We start from the raw sequence: 16,231 nt of genomic DNA on the forward strand, positions 1-16,231 counted from the left end.
AACATGGCCGCAGCGGCCATGTTATGGTTTAAGTGACATCTCTCGCTGTTCCTGGGCTCGGAGAAAGCGCTTGACATCCCCCGCGTTCCGCATTGATATTGCACATGATATGCGCTTGAAGCCGCTGCTTACCTTTTCATCGTGTCGTGAGCATCGGCCATATCGTGGGACGCGGCTGAGCCTTGCAGTGAGTGGGCGTGGAGAGTGAGGATGGGTCATAAGAAGGCGGGATATGTCCCGGCGCTGGGCTGGGATTTTCTCACCCCGCTCTACGATCCCCTGGTTCGCCTTACTACGCGCGAGATGAGCTTCAAAAGTCGCCTCCTGGATGAAGCAGGCATCGACGAAGCCGCTCGGATTCTCGACGTGGGATGCGGCACGGGGACGCTACTCCTGCTAGCGAAGCGCAGGTCAAAATCTCTGTTGGCTATTGGCCTGGATGGTGATATGAACGTTCTGGGTATTGCGAGGTCAAAAGCCCACAGGCAGGTCGAAGAAATCGCGCTGGTCCAGGCGTTCTGCTTTGATATCCCGTTTGCCGATGGCGCGTTCGATCGAGTCCTCTCGAGCCTGATGCTGCACCATCTGACGCGATCCGAGAAGGTCCGAACGCTGGAAGAGATCTTTCGCGTCCTGCGCCCAGAGGGAGAGCTGCACGTCGCCGACTGGGGGCGACCCCACACCCTGCTCATGCATGCGCTGGCTTTTTCTGTGCGCCTCGGTGACAGTTTCGCCAGGACTGCTGACAACATGAAGGGGCTCCTGCCTGCGCTCTTCCGGGACGCCGGGTTTGAGGAAGTCTCGGAAACGGCTCGGCTTGCAACGCTATTTGGTACGTTGTCGCTGTATAAGGCGCGCAAGCCATCCACGGCTGCCGCTCAGGGGCACGCCGGAAGCTTCTCTGTGCGTAACTACAAGGTAGATAGGCTAAAGACTGAAGGTTGTTAGGGGTAAAGCAGTGATCACGCAACACTTCGGGCATATGAGTTGGATGGTGAAATCGCAATGCGTTGAAGAGCCTTCAGCCTTCGGCCTAAACACCTAAGTAGTTACCTCGGAGGTTACAATGGTTACTGTAGCCGCTATACTCTTTGTAGTGTTGGCCTTATTTGGTTTTGCTTGGCCTTTTCTTCACTCTTATCGACTGAAGAGGAGACGGATCAACCTGGATACGGAGATCCGGCTTTCCCAGAATCGGATCACTGTAGTCACCTCCGACTCCATCCCGGAGCGTGTAACGGAACAGGTGCTGGGTTCAATAACGGGAACGTCGCAAATACCCGCCTCAAACGATGAGGAGCGGAAGCTGGCCGAGCGAGAGGCGATGTACAGCCTTATCGAGCAAGCGCTACAGTTGGGGGCCAACGCGGTTATCGATCTGAACATGACCACAGAAAGTTTCGAGTTCACAGAACCGAAGAAGTTCCTCGTCTTCCCCGCTGCCACTTGGACGGCCACAAAGGTGATCTACGTGGGGACGGCTGTGAAGGTGATCTAGACCAATTTCCTCGGGGCTGATGGCCATAAGCTTGGACTGTTCTGTCACCCCCTGGAAATAACTTGACTCTATTTTCTCTGGCATGGTATCGGTTGCACGGTTTCTGCTGGATTTCTTTCCAGGTTCGTCTGTGTGCCCCACCCGACGCGAAAATAAGGCCATGGGGCGATCGCCGTTGTGCTTATCCGGGGAGTTTGTGGATGACCTCATGCCTCCGAGCCACCGCAGCTCTTTTGCTGATCCTTTGGGTCGGATGGTTCGTCCGTTCCGCCGAGGCTAAGGATCTCAAGAATACCATCAGGAATCTCTACGGCATCCAGGGGATTCACGTCGAGCCGAGCCCCTTTTTCCCAGTGGAAACCAGTTTTCAGGCATCGTCTCTCCAGGGACTCGACCAACTTAACAATCAGGTGACCTCCGCTATAGGAGTTCCCTCGTTCAACTCATCCGTGACCGGGTTCACCTTCGATATTGAACGCGGAATCCCGGTCCGCACCACTGAAAGCCTCGGCCCCATGCTCACGGAGCGCGCGACCACCCTGGGGGTCAGTAAGCTCAACGTGGCAGGCAGTTACACTCGGGTCAGCTTCACCAGGCTAGATGGAAAAGATCTCAACAATCTGCAGCTAACCTTCCGCCGCAACGATGCGGGCGAGGGCTGTGATCCCAGCATTCCACAATCTCTAGCACGTTGCGACACTATCCGCGCCAAGCTCAAGGTCGATCTCAGCGAAGACATTTTTGCATTTATCGCGACCTACGGCCTCACCTCTGTATGGGATGTGGGGCTCGTCGTCCCCCTTACTCATATTCGACTCTTTGCCAGGACTTCTGCTGATATCTTCCATGTTGACACTCTCGGTATCACCAAGCCAGGTACTACCCAAATAGGCAACATCCCGATCCACCAGTTCGGACCCAATTCGACTCCACCCGACGCCTCCGGAGGCGGCGATGAGACCGGCCTCGGGGATATCATCCTTCGAACGAAATACAACTTCCTGCGCAACTCCGGCGGCTTGACCCCGGACCTGGCATTTCTGTTCGAAGTGAAGCTTCCGACAGGAGATGAGAAACGGCTCCTGGGAACCGGCGGGACGAACCTGGCTGGCCTCCTTATAGCATCCAAAACCTATGGGCGATGGCTCACGCCTCACGTCAACGTTGGCTACGAGATCAACACTAAGGATCTTGAGCAGAACACCATCAGGTATGCCCTCGGTTTCGACGCGCGCCTTCTGTCAGAGCTGTCGTTTGACGCCGACGTGATCGGTCGCCATAAGCCTGAAGGAAACGGAACCGGGAACCACATCATGGACCTGTCCCTCGGCGTGAAATGGAATCCTCTCAATTCCTTGATCTTCCGGACGAACGTCCAGATTCCCCTGAACAAAAATAGCGGCCTCCGGGCAGATTTTATTCCCACAGTAGGGGTCGAGTATCTTTTCTAAGGTCCCAGGATCTCCTGAATGTCACTCCTGACAACTCGCATCGCTTCCCTCATCTTTGTAGCTTGCGTCATCGTTGGAGCGATTGTTCACTCCTCGACGCCGGCAGAGGCCGCAAAGATTATTGCGCTCAAGAGCGCCGATGTCGATGTCTATAATGAAGCGCTGGAGGGATTCAAGAGCGTTTTGCAGGGATCGGCTATCGTCGAGTACGATATGGAGGGAGACCTCCAGAAGGGTAAGAAGTTCCTGGCGCGACTCAAGTCAGGCCCCAAGCCGGATCTCATCCTTGCGGTAGGGATCTGGGCCTTACAGGCTGCGATCGAAGAGATACAAGACATCCCAGTTGTCTTTGCCATGGTGTTGAACCCCACCACAGTGATCAGACAGGACACCCGCAATATCACCGGGGCCAGTATGAATATTCCTAATGAGCAACAGCTTGCCCTGCTAAAAAAAGTCTCGCCCCAGATAAGAAGAATCGGCATCATCTATGATCCCTCTCAGACCGGCTTTTTGGTGAGGCAGGCTGAACGAATCGCCAAAGATCATGGTCTCAGGCTCGTCACAAAGGCCATTACCTCGCCCAAGGAGTCGTTCGCTGCCCTCGATGCCATGCAGGATGAGATCGACGCTCTCTGGATCTTGCCGGATCTGACCGTTCTGGCGCCGGAATCGGTCCAGTACATGCTGCTCTTCTCCTTCAGACATAAGATTCCTGTTCTGGGTCTCTCAGAAAATCAGGCTCGGATGGGCGCCCTACTCGGCCTCTCCTTTGAAAGTGGATGGGATATCGGGAGCCAGGCCGCTGAGTTGGCGGACGAGATCCTTTCCGGTCGAAACGTCGAGGACATCCCATATACGACAGCGAGAAAGGTGCGGTTAACGGTGAATCTGAAAACCGCCGTTAAGCTCGGTGTGCATATCCCGAAGGAGCTCCTCGACCGAGCGGCCGTCGTGATCCGATAGCTCAAGAGGGACCAGGGGTGGCATAAGGGTGAACAGATGGTAATCAGACGGATGACCAGATTCAGGACAAAGGTCTTGTGGTCGATCATGCCGATGATCCTGGCGCTCTGCGTCCTCTTTGGCGGGATGTCGCTCTATCAGCACAACAGATTACTGCATCGAGAGTTTGTGAAACAGGGAAAGGCTCTTGCCAGTAATCTGGCCGCCAGCGGCGAACTGGGCGTGTTCAGTGAGGACGAGCGGTTTCTCAATGCCTCGTTGCGCGGGATCACCGGCGAAGAAGATGTTGCCTACGTCTTTATTTACAACGACGCTGGAAAGCGTCTGATCGGCGGAGGCAGGACCCTGACCCAACCCGGTTCAGCATTGACCACCGAACCCTTGAGTGATGATATCCGTACCCGGATCCTCGCCACCCACCAACCTGTCAGCAGGACCCTCAAGGGTACCGGGAGCGAGTCGTTCCTGGAGTTCTACGCCCCGATCCTCTCTGCTGAAGTCCGCCTGATCGAGGAACAATTCTTCGGGATGCCCAGGTCCGATCGAGGTCTCGGTGAGAATCGGACTCGAGTCATCGGGATTGCACGGGTCGGCCTGTCGATGCGAAACATCGATGCCCACTCAGCCTACTTGATCAAACTCTGGGCCATGCTGTCTATTGTCTTTTTGGCTGCCGGCGCCATCGCCGCATACGCCCTCTCCCGGATGATCACGCGGCCAATCACCCGATTGACAGAATCTGCCGCGCGGATGGCCGAGGGGCAGATCGATCAGGAAATCCCGGTCGATTCTCGAGATGAGATCGGGACATTGGCAACAACGTACAACCAAATGGCCAAGGCATTGAAACGAACCCTCGATGAGCGGACGAGGGTAGCCACGGAGCTCCGGGACTTGAACCGGAATCTGGAAGATCGGATCCGCGAGCGGACCTCTCAACTACGCCACCTGCACCAGCTCGGCGTGTCCATGCAGGAACCGCTCCCACTGTCAGAACGGCTGAACTTAATTCTGAAGGGGGTGCATGAAGTTATTGGGTTTGATCGAATTATTATCTGGCTACCGGATCGCGAGGATCTTTCTCTTGAGATGGTTGCCGCTGTCGGTTTTTCATCAGCACCAGGAACCGTTCAGGTTCCAATCTCCGACGAGGTGCCCACGTTAGCGCGGGCCTATCGAGATCGAGTCGAGATCGTCATTGAGGAGAGGCATGAGGTTCCGCCGGAGCTTCGGGTGCAGCCCCCGCACGATAAGGTGCCGGCCCTTCGCTCTCGCAGCTTCGTAGTCTTGCCGCTGATCTCTCGAAGACGTTCTGTTGGAGTCCTTGCCGCCGACAACGCGGTTAGCCGAAAGCCGATTGCGCCGCAGCTCGACCTGCTGCGCATCTTCGCCTCTCAGGCGGCAGTGGCTATAGAGAACGCCCAGCTCTTCCAGGAGGTGGAAGAGACGAACCGTCAGCTCGCGCGGGCGAGTCGTCACAAATCAGAGTTCCTGGCCAATATGAGTCATGAGTTACGGACGCCTCTGAACGCGATCCTGGGATTTACCGAGTTGATCATCGATGAGATCTACGGCAAGGTTCCAGACGAGTTGCGAGAGCCGATCGAAGATATCCACACAAACGGCCGGCATTTGCTCAGGCTCATCAACGATGTGTTGGATCTCTCGAAGATCGAAGCCGGACACATGCAGTTGAATCTGGGTGAATACTCTGTTCAGTCATTTATCGACTCTGTGATCTCAGCAACGCGATCCCTCGCAGTAGAAAAGCGACTGGAGTTGATCAGCCGAGTTGAAGAGGGTCTGCCGGCGGCGGTGAGCGATAGCAAGCGCATCATTCAGATCCTGATGAATCTGGTGGGCAATGCCATCAAGTTTACCCCATCGGGGGGGTCGGTTATCGTTACGGCGAAGCGTGTTTCGAGTTCGGAGTTTCGAGTTTCGAGCTTGGAACCCGAAACCCGAAACCCGAAACCCGAAACATCAAAAATCCCTGACTTCTTGGAGGTTTCGGTCGCAGACACGGGAATCGGTATTCCCACCGAAGAACTGAAGAGTATTTTCGGCGAATTTAGCCAGGTCGACAGCTCCATTACCAGGGAATACGGCGGAAGCGGTTTGGGACTCAGCATCGCCAAGCGGTTGGTCGAGATGCATGGGGGGTCTATCTGGGCGGAAAGCCAGGTCGGAAAGGGGTCGATCTTTTACTTCAGGATTCCGCTCCGGACCCAGTGGGACGACAGCCCATGAGCGGAAAGTTAGTCTTACATGTTGAGGACAACGAATACAATCGGAAGATCATCAGAGACCTTCTCTCCAAAAACAGCTACGAGATCGTGGAAGCTCATAATGGGGAGGACGCGCTCGATGCGCTGGCTCGACAGCGCCCTGATCTTATCCTGATGGATGTTCAGTTGCCAAAGCTCTCCGGCCTCGAGGTGACTCGCAGGATCAGGGCGGATCCCTTGCTTGCCCAGATCCCGGTAATCGCCATCACCTCATTTGCCCTCAGCGGCGATGACCGGCTGGCCATCGAGGCGGGGTGTAACGCCTATATCGCGAAGCCCTTCCGGCCACGGGACCTCTTGGAGATGATTCGACGCTTCATAGGTCCATGAGCGCTGGTTGGGAAGAGACTGTCGAAACCGGCAGGCAGGGGTTGGTGAGTGTAGGAGGGACTCTTTGCTGGAGGAGAGATGGAAGGATATAGCGCAAAAGTTCTGATCGTCGACGATGATGCATCGGCCAGGAAGATTCTCCAGAGCCGGTTGCGAGCGATGAACGTGCAGGTTCTTGTCGCGTCCAGCGGCTCTGAGGCCCTGGATCAAATCCGGCGAGAGACACCCGCGATTGTCCTGCTTGATCTGCAGATGCCGCAGATGTCAGGGATCGACGTCCTCAGATCATTGAAACGCGAAGGGTTGGAAACGACGGTGATCGTTGTAACCGCGCACGCAACCATCGAAGCCGCAGTAGAGGCCATGAAAGAGGGCGCCTACGACTTTATCACCAAACCGGTCGATGTAAAGCATCTGGAGATCGTCCTGGGTAAGGCATTCGAGCGGGAGGCCCTACGAGCACAAAGTCGCTTTTTGCAGACAGAAATGGAGGGCCGCCTCGTCCAGGTCGTCACGGAAAACCCAGCTATAAATACTCTGCTGCAGCTTGCCCGCCGCGCCGCCAGCAGTAGTTCAACCATCCTGGTCCTTGGCGAGAGCGGGACAGGGAAAGAGGTCCTGGCCAGAAGCATTCACCGGTGGAGTCCTCGGGCCAACTATCCATTCACTGTCGTCAATTGCGTGGCCATCCCGGACCAGTTACTGGAAAGTGAGCTCTTCGGCCACGAAAGAGGAGCCTTCACGGGCGCCCATCAGCTTAAAAGAGGGAAGTTCGAGATTGCGGATCGCGGCACGGTATTTCTCGACGAAATCGTAGAGGTCCCGGCAAGCATCCAAACGAAACTGCTCCGAGTTCTGCAAGACCATGAGTTTGAACGGGTTGGGGGAACGCGTACGATCAGGACCGACATTCGTGTTATCGCCGCTACCAATGGCGACCTCGAACGAGCTATGCGGGAGGGCAGCTTTCGTGAAGATCTCTATTATCGACTGAACGTCGTCAGCCTGAAGCTACCGCCGCTGAGAGAACGGAAGGAGGATATCCCGGTTTTGATCGAGTACTTCCTGCGAAAGTATGCGGGCGAGTTGAAGAAGCCTGTGAAGCTACTTGCCCCAGGCACGCTTGACGACTTGACCGCGTATCACTGGCCGGGAAACGTCCGCGAGCTGGAGAACGTCATCGAACGGGCCATGGTTTTGAGTACGGGGGAGCAGATCGGCCCAGAGGACCTCCCCCCTCAGGTGACCGCAGGCCCACGCCGCGACACATTTAGAGGAAAGGAGTTCCACGAGGCCGTCAAAGAGTTCAAGCGGTGGGCGATTCAGGATGCCCTCAAGCGTTCGCATGGCAATCAGACGAAGGCGGCAGAGATCCTTGGACTCCAGCGCACATACCTGGCCAAGCTTATCCGGCTGCTTGAGATCAAGGTGGTCCCGAGCCTCACCGAGAAAGATCGCTCTTGACGCAGCCAAAAAGTTACGTTCCGCGTACCTCTTTTGATTCTACGTTGTATTCGATTGGGTACTATCTACTGATGCCTCTCTGGAGCCTGTCGGATTTCACCTTCTCACCAGATCCCACATTAGGCAAATAAATCAATAAGATAGCGCCTCATTATTTTTCACAACAGATTCAGCCGCCGAGATATGATGTGGCACGCTTGTTGCTTAAATGATCATGGTATCACCGTTGATTCAATGGTCGTTAGTAGCGGTTGCTGCGATGTGCAAACTGAGATAAATGCGTCGTCGCAGGGTCGTTCAACTGGCGACCGATTCCCGAACATGTACGTCGCGTCCATTGGGCTAAAGAGGAGAGCCTCACCGATTCCCCCCGGGGGGCTCTCCTCTTACCCTATCCCACCCCAACCGTCTTCTGGTTTTTCCCCTTTAATTGGTTCAGCCATCTCGATGTACTCCCTCTGCTGACCTAACAGCGAGAAGACACCATCTAAGGAAGATCCCTATTTTTTGCTTAGCTGGCAACAGCCGGATTTTTTAAAGTTTTTGCGTACTAATCGGTCGGCTTTGGAATCTGTCAATACCTGTGAGACACCTGACATCCGAATTTGGTTTAGCACCTCATCGCTCCTGGAGACCGGCCTTGGTTTATTATACGTATTGCAAGAAGTGCGGTTTTGCGGTCCGTCACGTGACGGCACGGAACCCGCAACTCATCACGAAGAAAGATGCTCGCCTTCATTTTGTTGAGGGTAGATACCCCGCGGCTTGCCGCGAGTTCGTCATACCGGCGGAAACCGGTATCCAGAGGGCCAGAATGGATTCCCCCGTATCAAGTACGGGGCAGGCGTGTCAAGCACGGAATGACGGTCCAGAACAGAAGACGATACCCCGCGGCCTGCCTCGGGGTAGTTAATTGCCAGGAGCTGGTCTGTTTCCCCAACGAGAACTGCTCGAAACTTGCCTCCTGTATTGTCCCCCACCTGTGGTATACTCCCATACGAGACGAAACATCGCAGTCACGGAGCCAAGAGATGAAAGTCGGCGGTCTTATTGAAGAAACTGAGGTGAGTGCCCTGCTTGATCTCGAAGGAGAGATCGAGCGACTGAAAGAAGATTTACATGCAGTTGTGCTCGCGCATTACTACCAGGACTCTGAGGTTCAGGATGTCGCCGATTTCGTCGGCGATAGCCTGCAACTCTCCCAACAAGTGGCAAAAACAAGCGCCGAGGTCATTGTCTTTGCCGGCGTCCACTTTATGGCGGAAACGGCAAAAATCTTGAACCCCTCTAAGCAGGTATTGCTTCCCGACTTAGGGGCCGGTTGCTCGCTGGCGGAAGGGTGCCCGGCGCCTCTCTTCAGCCGCTTCCGGCAAACATATCCGGACCACATCGTCATCAGCTACATCAATTGCACTGCTGAGATCAAGGCGATGAGTGATATCATCTGCACCTCTAGCAACGCAGAAAAGATCATCAACCAGATCCCGAAGGAGCAGCCGATTCTTTTTGCGCCCGATCAAAACCTAGGGCGCTATCTTATCAAGAAGACCGGTCGTAATCTGACGCTGTGGCCTGGCACCTGTGTGGTGCACGAGATGTTTTCTGAAAAGAAACTCGTGCTGCTTATGCTGCACCATCCTCATGCCAAGGTACTCGCGCATCCTGAATGCGAGGCGGGCGTGCTTCAGCATGCCGACTACATCGGCTCAACGAGCGGAATCCTGAATTACGTGAAGCAGAGCGAGGCTGCCGAATTCATCATCGCGACCGAGCCCGGCATCATTCACCAGATGGAGAAGGCCTGTCCGCACAAGACATTTATTCCAGCTCCTCCAGATGGGGATTGTGCCTGTAACCAGTGCCCCCATATGCGACTCAACAGCCTGGAGAAGCTCTACCTGTGCATGAAACACCGTGCGCCAGAAATTACACTGGATGAAGAGCTGCGACTTCTTGCATTACGGCCAATCCAGCGTATGCTGGACATGAGTTAGGACTCTCTCCTTACTCCCATGCCCCTCTCCCTCCTTCAGACCAGTCGCCGAGAAGCCCTCAAGAGGTTCCTTAAGGAAGATATCGGACAAGGTGATGTGACAACCCTCGCGATCGTACCGCCCGATCAACAGGCGATCGGCCATTTTGTGGCCAAGGCGCCTCTCGTGCTGGCGGGGATCGATCTGGCTATCGAAGCCCTCACCCTTTTAGATAAAGGCTTAGCCGTTAAGAGCCGCCATCGTGATGGTGATGATCTGTGCGAAGGCGATCTGGCAGCATCCGTTCGTGGTCAGGCCAGGGCTCTGCTGACCGGCGAGCGTGTGGCCACAAATCTGCTCCAGCGACTCTGCGGAATTGCTACGCTGACAAGACGATTCGTTGAGGCTGTCTGCGGAACGCAGGCAAAAATTCTCGACACACGAAAAACTACGCCAGGGCTACGGGTGTTTGAGAAGTACGCGGTTACCGTCGGCGGCGGGATCAACCACCGCTTTGGGCTTGACGATGCGGTCCTGGTCAAAGATAACCACATCAGGCTGGCGGGCGGTATCTGTACGGCTATTGAAGCAGCACGGCTGCATGCGAGCCGTTCGCACCGATTTGAGGTCGAGGTCACCACGCTCACAGAGTTACAGGAGGCCCTCCAGTACGATCTCGACGCCGTTCTCCTTGATAACATGAACCCGGACATGGTTCGAGAGGCGGTGACGTGCGTGCGCGATCACGAGAGCGGCAGCAAGATCGTGGTCGAAGCGTCAGGCGGAATGACCCTCGACAATGTTCGAGCATTTGCGGAGGCCGGTGTCGATTGGATCTCCATCGGAGCATTGACGCATGCTGCCCCAGCCGTTGACATGAGCTTCAAAATTCACCCCGTATAAGCCAGCCGTGAAAACTGATATTCTGATAATAGGCAGTGGCCTCGCAGGATGTGCCGCGGCGCTGGCGGCGGCCAAGCAGGGTGCTGAGGTCACGCTGCTCACAAGATCGCCTCACCCGGAGGAGAGCAGTACCTTCTGGGCTCAAGGGGGGATCATCTATCAGGGAGTGGACGACTCCCCTCAAAAGCTGGTGGCTGACATTGTTGCCGCTGGCGCAGGTCTGAGTTCGCCAGAGGCAGCGTCGCTGGTCAGTCGTGAGGGCCCTAGGCTGGTAAAGGACATCCTCATCGATGAGCTTGGGGTTCCGTTCGACGAATCCTCTAAAGATTCAACCCGATGGGATCTGACTGCCGAGGCCGCACATTCACTCCCACGTATCCTGCATCAGAAAGATCGAACCGGATCGGCAATCCAGCGCGCGTTCATCGAAAAGATGGCCTCGTATCCGAGGGTGAAGTTACTCTGCGGAGCCACCGCAGTCGATCTGCTTACGATTTCTCATCATTCGGTCGAACCGCTTGATGTCTATAAACCTCCGACGTGCATTGGGGCGTATGTACTGGACCAAGCGAGCGGCGAGATCTTTCCCATCCTCGCGAAGGAGACGATCCTGGCGACGGGAGGGCTGGGTCGTGTCTTTCTGCATACCACCAATCCTGCCGGCACCCGCGGCGATGGCATTGCGATGGCCTACCGGGCCGGCGCCCGTTGTATCAATATGCAGTACGTCCAGTTCCACCCCACAACGTTCTTCCATCCCAGCGGCCGATTCCTCATCTCTGAAGCGATGCGGGGGGAAGGGGCCCGTCTAGTGGACGGTAAGGGCCGGGAATTCATGAACGATTATCACCCCGATGGATCACTGGCCCCTAGGGATGTTGTCGCACGCGGGATTCACCAGATGATGTTGGAATCAGGCGAGCCGTGCGCACATCTCGACATCTCCCACAAACCGGCCGATCAGGTCCGCGAGCGGTTTCCAGGGATTTATGCGCACTGCCTGAAGTGCGGAATTGATATGACCAAAGAATCCATCCCCGTCGTCCCGGCCGCGCACTACAGTTGCGGCGGCGTGGCTGTTGATGAGTGGGGACGATCAAATCTGCATCGTCTTCGCGCCGTTGGTGAGGTCGCCTGTTCGGGGCTACATGGTGCCAATCGCCTGGCCAGCACGTCCTTGTTGGAATGCCTGGTGTGGGGAACCCGGGCAGGCGAACAGACCGCAGCGTTCATCGCACGGGGTGAGGAGTATTATTTTCCCCAGATTGCGCCCTGGCGGTATGAGCGTGAACCGGTTGATCCGGCGCTGATCGCACAGGACTGGCTCAGCATCCAACAGACCATGTGGAATTACGTGGGCCTCGTTCGCAGCGAAAAACGGCTGAACCGAGCCCACGAGATCCTGCGAGAGCTCCACCTTGAAATCTTGAGGTTCTACGAAAAGGCCGAGGTGACGGACGCAATGGTTGGCCTTCGTAACGGCATTCAGACCGCGCTGGCCATCCTGCTGGCTGCCATGGAATGCCGCCAAAGCCTGGGCTGCCACTATCGCATCGATTGAGAAGAGTCTGAAGGAGCGCGCTGAATGAAAGCGGTTCGATTCCACGAGCACGGAGGGCCGGAGGTCCTGAGGTACGAAGATGCCCCCGATCCCACCATTGCCCCGCATGAGGTGCTGGTGAAGGTGAAGGCCTGCGCCTTAAATCACCTGGATCTCTGGTGCCGAAAAGGGATGCTCGGGATCACGATCCCCCTGCCCCACATCTGCGGTTCCGACATCGCCGGTGAGGTGGCGGCGGTGGGGAGCATCGTGACCCGTATTACGCCAGGTCAACGGGTAGTAGTATCACCAGGGGTAAGCTGTGGCCAGTGCGTTCACTGCCTGTCCGGCCACGATAATCTCTGCCACTCCTACCAAATTATCGGCGGCTACCGGATAGACGGTGGATACGCGGAGTACGTGAAGGTCCCGGAGGTCAACATCCTGCTCATGCCGGAAGGTATGTCCTTCGAAGCTGCGGCGGCGTTCCCGCTCACGTTTCTCACCGCCTGGAACATGCTGGTGAATCTCGCGCATGTGAAAAGGGGTGATGAGGTGCTGGTGATGGGGGCTGGGAGTGGGGTTGGAAGCGCCGCTATCCAGATTGCCAAGCTGCTCGGCGCTCACGTTATCGCTGCTGCCGGCGGCGACGAGAAGCTTGATAAGGCCAGGGCGCTTGGCGCGGATGACGGGATCAACTATGCCGGCCAGGATCTGGTCGCCGAGGTGCGGCGCCTCACGGCAAAGCGAGGAGCGGACGTGATCTTCGAGCATGTGGGGGGCGCTGTGTTCGAGAAGCTGATTCCAGTCCTGGCCACCGGGGGCCGCCTGGTGACCTGCGGCGCGACAGCCGGCCACCTGGCTCAGACCGATATCCGGTACCTCTTCATGCGGCAGGCGTCGATCATGGGCGGCTTCATGGGACCGAAGGCCGACCTGCTGCAGATCGTGCGGGAGATAGAGCGCGGAACGCTTAAGCCGGTAGTGGATCGCGTATTCCCGCTCAAAGACGCCTCAGAGGCGCAACGCGCGATGGAGGATCGCAAGCTGTTCGGTAAGCTGGTCCTGGTAGTGTAGTCAAGAGACAGACCGGTAGATGGGTGGAGCGTGAGGTCAGGAGGAGTACCATGACGCTGAACATCGCGCATCGGGGGGCTGCGGCGCTTGCGCCCGAGAATACGATGGCGGCCTTTGCAATGGCGGTCGAGTTGGGGGCCGATGCCATCGAGTTGGACCTTCACGTAAGCCGCGATGGCGAGCTGGTCGTCATTCACGATAACACGCTCGATCGGACCACCGATGGTGAGGGACCGGTTCATGCGCGTAGCCTGCAGGAGCTCAAGCAACTGGATGCCGGTCGATGGTTTGGCGAGAGCTTTGCCGGTCAGCGTATCCCGACCCTCGATGAGGTCCTGGATCGTTTCTCCGGAAAGGTCCCGCTCGCGCTTGAGATCAAGGCAGGGTCAGCCTTTTTTCGCGGCATTGAGGAGCGGGTGGTAGCGGTCCTGCGTGAGCATCGGGTCGTCTCACGGGTCGCTGTCGCGTCCTTCGATCATCATGCACTACTGCGGCTGAAGGAACTGGAGCCCTGCCTTCGGACCGGCGCTTTGCTCGTGGGGCGGCCGGTATCAATGTCCGCAGTAGCCGGCCCCAGCAAGGCAGATGCCATGGCCCTCGAGTTCAGCCTTGTCACGAAAACAGAGATCGATGCCTGCCGCGCCGCCGGGCTTCAGCTTGTTGTCTGGGTAGTAAATGAGCCTGCTCAGATGCGCCACTTTATCGATCTCGGGATAGACGGAATCATCACCGACAGCCCAGACCTGTTGCGTCAGGTCCTGAGCGAACAGCGCGAGTCCCCGCAGGATTTAAAGAGTGAGTAACTACTCAACTCGCCTTGATCCCGCAGCGTAGTATTTTAAGACCGCACCTGCCATTCAGGGGCGTCGTGGCGTAGGCGCGACCATCTCGTCAGCAGGAGAAGAGGTCGCTGGAAGTTGAAGGAGCGCGGAATGGCGGGTACAGGTACTGCCACAAACCAAGGCCTTGACCGACCCTGGTTCGCCCACTATGACCAATGGGTTCCAACGCGCCTCGAGTATCCGGATATCCCGCTCCACTGCTTCCTCTTCGCCTCCGCCCAGAAGTACCCGGATCGGGACGCGATCATCTTCTATGGCAAGAGGATCACCTATCGTGCCCTGGACGAGGCCGTCACACGGTTTGCCGCCGCCCTCGCAGACCGCGGGCTGGCGAAGGGCGATAGAGTCTCGCTCTTTCTCCCGAACTGTCCTCAGATGGTTATCGCCTACTACGGCACACTGCGCGCCGGATGTCTCGCGGTCTCGACCAGCCCGCTCTACTCCACGCGGGAGCTTGAGCACCAACTGAATGACTCCGGCGCCGAGACCATCGTCGTGTTGTCGAAGCTCTACCCGCTCGTCAAAGAGGTCGCCCCAAAGACCGGCCTCAAGCGGATCATCGTCACGAATATCAAAGAGTACTTCCCGCCCTTGCTCCGGTTGCTCTTCACCCTCCTGAAGGAGAAGCGGCAGGGGCACCGGCCTGCAGTGGAGCGAAGACCGGGGACAGAGTGGTTCTCAGAGATGCTGACCTCCGCTCCCGCGAAGCCCCCCGCCACCACAGTCGGCCCGGATGACCCAGCGCTGCTGCAGTACACCGGCGGCACGACAGGGTTGTCCAAGGGGGCCGTGCTCACGCACAGGAATCTGGTGGCCAACACGATGCAAACGGGCGCTTGGCTGATGAAGCCTGTCCTGAGCCCAGTCGAAGGGAAGAACGACGGGATCGAGATCTTCCTTGGGGCGATCCCCTTCTTCCACGTCTATGGGATGACGGTGGTGATGAATCTCTGCATCTCGCTGGGCCACACGATGGTACTCTTGCCGCAGTTCAAGGCGCAGGAAGTCCTGGAGACGATCTCCAAATATCGTCCCACCATCTTCCCCGGTGTTCCAACGATGTACGTCGCCATCAATAATTACCCGGAGGTGGGCAGGTACGACCTCCGTTCGATCAAGGCCTGCTTGAGTGGGGCTGCGCCACTACCGATCGAGGTGCAAACCAGGTTCGAGACGTTGACCGGCGCTCGTCTTGTGGAAGGGTACGGCCTGACCGAGACCTCTCCGGTCACACACGCGAACCCGCTCTTTGGCGCCAGGAGGGTCGGGACGATCGGGCTGCCGCTCCCAGATACCGACGCCAGGATCGTCGATCTGGAGAGCGGCGAGCGCACGCTGCCGCCAAAGGAGATCGGTGAGGTGGTGGTCAAGGGCCCCCAGGTGATGGCAGGGTATTGGAATCAGTCGAGCGAGACCGCCATGGTATTACGGGATGGATGGTTGTACACGGGCGACATCGGCTATATGGATGAGCAGGGCTACTTCACCATTGTGGACCGCAAAAAAGAGCTGATCATCGCGGGTGGCTTTAATATCTATCCCCGGGAGGTTGAAGAACCCCTGTATGAGCATCCAAAGGTCAAAGAGGTAGTGGCGGTGGGCCTGCCTGACCCATACCGTGGGGAGACGGTGAAGGTCTACATCGTTCTGAAAGAGGGTGAGCGCGCCACCGAGCAGGAAATTACCGACTTTTGCAAGCAGAGGATGGCAAAGCACAAGGTTCCTACCCTGGTGGAGTTCAGGCAGGAGCTACCAAAAACACTCGTGGGTAAGGTGCTCCGGCGCGTCTTGCGCGAAGAAGAGATGGCCAAGCGGATATCGTGAGTCAGGTAGATAGACTGAAGGCTGTTAGGGGTAATCATGCGTGATTATACAAAACTCCGAAAAGATCTTGGATGG

Annotated in this window: 13 protein-coding genes; all 13 read left to right on the forward strand. The window is 56.8% G+C overall.

Annotated elements, in window-relative coordinates; translation table 11 throughout:
• Window positions 1-210 precede the first annotated feature (210 nt).
• The 13 genes from CLG94_RS10375 (at window position 211) to CLG94_RS10435 (ending at window position 16,156) form a co-directional block, all read left to right on the forward strand.
• Entirely contained in the window at window positions 211-948 is a 738-nt protein-coding gene (locus CLG94_RS10375) for a class I SAM-dependent methyltransferase (RefSeq protein WP_107563293.1), read from the forward strand.
• A 118-nt stretch (window positions 949-1,066) separates the two neighbouring features.
• Window positions 1,067-1,498 carry a heavy metal-binding domain-containing protein gene (locus tag CLG94_RS10380; protein WP_107563295.1) on the forward strand — a complete coding sequence of 144 codons (432 nt, stop codon included), beginning with the start codon at window positions 1,067-1,069 and terminating at the stop codon, window positions 1,496-1,498.
• 200 nt (window positions 1,499-1,698) lie between these two features.
• Window positions 1,699-2,949: a transporter gene (locus CLG94_RS10385; protein ID WP_107563296.1), complete on the forward strand. Its 1,251-nt coding sequence runs from the start codon at window positions 1,699-1,701 to the stop codon at window positions 2,947-2,949.
• Between the two features lie 18 nt (window positions 2,950-2,967).
• Complete coding sequence (locus CLG94_RS10390) at window positions 2,968-3,915, forward strand: ABC transporter substrate-binding protein (RefSeq protein ID WP_107563298.1); 948 nt, start codon at window positions 2,968-2,970, stop codon at window positions 3,913-3,915.
• A gap of 36 nt (window positions 3,916-3,951) precedes the next feature.
• The gene (locus CLG94_RS10395; protein ID WP_107563300.1) at window positions 3,952-6,165 is read left to right on the forward strand and encodes an ATP-binding protein; all 2,214 of its coding nucleotides are present in this window, start codon (window positions 3,952-3,954) and stop codon (window positions 6,163-6,165) included.
• Entirely contained in the window at window positions 6,162-6,533 is a 372-nt protein-coding gene (locus tag CLG94_RS10400) for a response regulator (protein WP_107563301.1), read from the forward strand. The genes CLG94_RS10395 and CLG94_RS10400 overlap by 4 nt, the downstream gene beginning before the upstream one ends.
• Window positions 6,534-6,611: 78 nt before the next feature.
• On the forward strand, window positions 6,612-7,997 hold the full coding sequence (locus CLG94_RS10405; RefSeq protein WP_107563303.1) for a sigma-54-dependent transcriptional regulator: 1,386 nt from the start codon (window positions 6,612-6,614) through the stop codon (window positions 7,995-7,997).
• Between the two features lie 1,031 nt (window positions 7,998-9,028).
• Window positions 9,029-9,991, forward strand: coding sequence for a quinolinate synthase NadA (gene nadA, locus CLG94_RS10410; protein ID WP_107563305.1), 963 nt, complete (start codon window positions 9,029-9,031; stop codon window positions 9,989-9,991).
• 18 nt (window positions 9,992-10,009) lie between these two features.
• Window positions 10,010-10,873, forward strand: coding sequence for a carboxylating nicotinate-nucleotide diphosphorylase (nadC, locus tag CLG94_RS10415; RefSeq protein WP_107563307.1), 864 nt, complete (start codon window positions 10,010-10,012; stop codon window positions 10,871-10,873).
• A 7-nt stretch (window positions 10,874-10,880) separates the two neighbouring features.
• Complete coding sequence (gene nadB, locus CLG94_RS10420) at window positions 10,881-12,434, forward strand: L-aspartate oxidase (RefSeq protein WP_107563308.1); 1,554 nt, start codon at window positions 10,881-10,883, stop codon at window positions 12,432-12,434.
• A gap of 24 nt (window positions 12,435-12,458) precedes the next feature.
• Entirely contained in the window at window positions 12,459-13,490 is a 1,032-nt protein-coding gene (locus CLG94_RS10425; RefSeq protein ID WP_107563310.1) for a zinc-binding dehydrogenase, read from the forward strand.
• Between the two features lie 50 nt (window positions 13,491-13,540).
• Window positions 13,541-14,293 (forward strand): glycerophosphodiester phosphodiesterase, encoded by a 753-nt coding sequence (locus tag CLG94_RS10430; RefSeq protein ID WP_107563312.1) that lies wholly within the window; start codon window positions 13,541-13,543, stop codon window positions 14,291-14,293.
• A gap of 129 nt (window positions 14,294-14,422) precedes the next feature.
• Complete coding sequence (locus CLG94_RS10435) at window positions 14,423-16,156, forward strand: long-chain-fatty-acid--CoA ligase (RefSeq protein WP_107563314.1); 1,734 nt, start codon at window positions 14,423-14,425, stop codon at window positions 16,154-16,156.
• The last annotated feature ends 75 nt before the right edge of the window (window positions 16,157-16,231 follow it).

The organism is Candidatus Methylomirabilis limnetica, from assembly GCF_003044035.1.
Taxonomy (GTDB): domain Bacteria; phylum Methylomirabilota; class Methylomirabilia; order Methylomirabilales; family Methylomirabilaceae; genus Methylomirabilis; species Methylomirabilis limnetica.